The organism is Brunnivagina elsteri CCALA 953 (assembly GCF_002289455.1).
In the GTDB taxonomy this organism is placed as follows: Bacteria; Cyanobacteriota; Cyanobacteriia; order Cyanobacteriales; family Nostocaceae; genus Brunnivagina; species Brunnivagina elsteri.
In genome coordinates this window covers 1-3,172 of record NZ_NTFS01000570.1, presented here as the reverse complement: position 1 = coordinate 3,172, position 3,172 = coordinate 1, and the positions used below count along the sequence as shown (strand labels likewise).

Below are 3,172 nucleotides of genomic sequence, written 5' to 3'. Positions count from 1 at the left end.
GTAATAAATTTATGAGTGATAAATTTGAAGAACGCAGACGAAAGTGGAAAGAAATTATCAAGAATGAGCCACATATTCTAGAACGATTAGATGCAGATCAACGGAATCATATCCGAGCAGAAGTTAAAGAATATATCAGGGAGTTCAAAAAACACAAGGAAAAAGAGCTATATGATGAATATCAAGCTCAACTTCAGCAGCTAGAAAGCAAGAGACAAAACCAAGAAGCTGAATATAAGACTAAACTCAAGAAGCTAGAAGAAAAACAAAAATTGGAGCAAGCATCATTTTATAACTTAGAAACAACCCGACAGCGACAAGAAGATGAGTTTTCCGATTTGCTCAACAAAATTGAAGCAAATCGGAAAACTCAACAACAGGAATATCAAAATTCACTCAAACAATTAGAAGATAAAAGGCAACAACAACAAAGTGAATATCAACAACTAATGAATGAGCTAGAAAAATTGTTTTATGAGCTTGAGGATTTATTTAAATCATGAATTAAATCCTGAGCCTAGTTATATTTACAACAAGAAAGTCGGCTAATTAAATAGATAAATGAGGTTTATTTGGTATGAATAATTCGCAATCTCCTGATTTAAAAAAAATAACCGAACTATTTGAAGTTAGAATTCAAGAATTGGAAAAGAAGCTAAGAGAGCAACAAAAAACAAGCTCTGTGGAGAGAAGAGAAGAGAAGAGAAGTATGAGGAAAGAAGCAAAAAAGCAAAAAAGGATTTTGCGAAAAAACGTATAAATGAACTCGAAAGTAGTAAAAAAGAGAACACATTAATACGAGAAAATATCCTACTAGTGATTGTAATTATTGTGAGTGCTATGACTTTTGGTTCTACTGGTAATCAGATAACCAAAATTATAGGAAATAGAGATAGGAACATAGGTCAAATAGTTGGTTGGAGTTTTGGGGCATTGGTAGGCTTTATAGCTGATAAACAGGGTAGAAGCTTTTTTACCAGTAAAGTAATGAATGATGACTATAAAAAGCAATTAAAATTACTGGAGGAAAATAAATAGTTTTTTCCAGCATAATTATCAGGTAAATACTTATGAACGTTATCTCACGAAAAGATTAATAGCAAATTATCACGAGGATAAAACAATGAATGAAAATCAAAATAGTCAGGATGTGAATTCGCAACTTATTAAGTTTTTTAAAGATACAGAAAGAAGTTCTAGCAATAAACTTTGGTCAAATTTGTGTATATTTGCATTTATTATAATAGTTGAGAGTGTTATACTCTTTTCTTTAGCTTATGGCAAGAAAAAAGATGCGCTACAGTCATTCTTTCTTGCAATGATTCCAGCCGTTGTTACAACTGGTGCGGCTATGTATCAGGCAAACGAATACGATGTTGACAAAGAGAAATCTTTACTCTGCAAACAGTACAAAAACATCATTGAATCACCTACTTCGCAAAATAACGATCCCAAGTTAACTACTTCTCAGGAAAGCGAAGTCAAGTAGTTAGTGAAATATTGTTTTCATCAACTGTTTCTATTGTTAGGGTAAATTTATAAAGCGATTATTCAATTATTGAGTATTGGGAAGTGCTTAGTTGATTCCCACACTAAATTTTTAAATTTGCTTTATAAATTAACTCTTATTTCCAATACTTTCGCAACTGGCATAATATTCTTGTTTTTGAGTGAATTCAATTAACCCCAGATAGACATAGATGTAAGCGGATAAAATCATAATTTTTTGTGACATCCGCACGTAAATTATAATTTCTTATCACCTATACTTAATTGGTAAATTATTATGAGTTATCAAAGTGAAAATCAAAATAGCCAAGAAATGCAACAAAATGAATTACAACAGAAATTAGCTACTCTTATTAAAAAATATGAAGATATAAAAGAGTTACATCAGAAGCAGTTAGATGATTTTCATGAGACAAGTCGAAAATTAACAAAAGATTACCAAAATGTGAAGAATGGAAATCCACCAACACAGAAAGGTATAGAATCTCTAGAAGATAATTACAGGATTTTTTGCGAACAATATGAACAATTAATAAATACTTTTCAAAGGAATATTGACTCCCTCAATCAGGAATCTGAAATTCTCAAGCAAGAAATTCAAGAAAATTCAGTACAATTATCTCCAGATAATAGACAATTAGCAAAAGAGCAACAAGAAAAATTAATATTGCTCCAGCAAGAATATGAAAAGCAAAAAAATGAAATTAGACAGGAACTAGATTTTATCAACCAAGAAATACAGGCTAATAATAGCCAAAATCCTTCTACCACCAATTCAGTAAATGCAGAAAAGGAATCTAACACTTATCAAGTTACAAACCTAGATAACCTGGGTAAATATCAAGATATTATCTTAAACCACTCACTAACTGCTGCTGGAATTGGAGGTACAATTGGAGCATTAGTTCCTGGATTAGATATAGCAGGAGTCTCGGCTACTTGGATTTCAATGATAGTACAAATAGCTGAGAAAGCGGGACATCCTGTTGATGAGGACGCAATCAAAAAATTTATCATTAATTTATTGCAAGGTGCTGCTTCCTACCTGATAGGAAGTAATGTACTCAAAGGGTTGCTGGCACTTACTGGAATAGGTATACTTCCGGCAGCAGGACTTAATGCACTGCTTAACTTTTTATATACAGCACGATTAGGAATATTTTTTGCCCAGCAGTACGATCGCCCAGGATTTCAATGGGAACATGCTTTTGCCGCAGCTGAATCTATTCCTGAAATAGTTTTTAAAGTTCCAACAATTGAAGAGCTAAAATTTGCTTTCAAAATGACTGATAATCAGCATAATAATCCTGAATTACAACTAGACTCTTCTAATCCAGTCAATGAAAGCCAAAAGATTTTAAGCTTGGAGTTGCTAGAATCAGAGCATAAAAAACTCAAATCACAATTGCAACAAGAATTGACTGTAATCGACCAGGAATACAACAAGCAAAAAAGCAATTTGCAAGAGCAATACGCTGCTTTCAAGGTAGAAAATGAAGCTCAAAAAAAGACGCTTGAAAAAGATTATATTCAAAATAAACAAAGATTACTTGAAGAACAGGATAATGAAGTTACGTCTCTAGAATCAGCAAACAGTAGACAAAATAATTCTCATCAGCAAAACTTGCTTCCACAAATAATCTTTCCAGTATTAGAAGTTGAA

The 3,172-nt window shown here is 32.3% G+C and carries 5 protein-coding genes; all 5 read left to right on the top strand.

Features of this window, described 5'->3' with window-relative positions; translation table 11 throughout:
• Positions 1-503, top strand: a 503-nt coding sequence (locus CK510_RS28485) for a hypothetical protein (RefSeq protein WP_211293336.1), incomplete at its 5' end; no start/stop codon positions are given.
• A 74-nt stretch (positions 504-577) separates the two neighbouring features.
• Entirely contained in the window at positions 578-760 is a 183-nt protein-coding gene (locus tag CK510_RS28480) for a hypothetical protein (RefSeq protein ID WP_095724847.1), read from the top strand.
• An 80-nt stretch (positions 761-840) separates the two neighbouring features.
• Positions 841-1,038, top strand: a complete 198-nt coding sequence (locus tag CK510_RS28475; protein WP_143289484.1) for a hypothetical protein — start codon at positions 841-843, stop codon at positions 1,036-1,038.
• Positions 1,039-1,123: 85 nt separating this feature from the next.
• Positions 1,124-1,489: a hypothetical protein gene (locus CK510_RS28470; protein WP_095724845.1), complete on the top strand. Its 366-nt coding sequence runs from the start codon at positions 1,124-1,126 to the stop codon at positions 1,487-1,489.
• Between the two features lie 297 nt (positions 1,490-1,786).
• On the top strand, positions 1,787-3,172 hold a 1,386-nt coding region (locus CK510_RS28465), incomplete at its 3' end, for a hypothetical protein (RefSeq protein WP_095724844.1).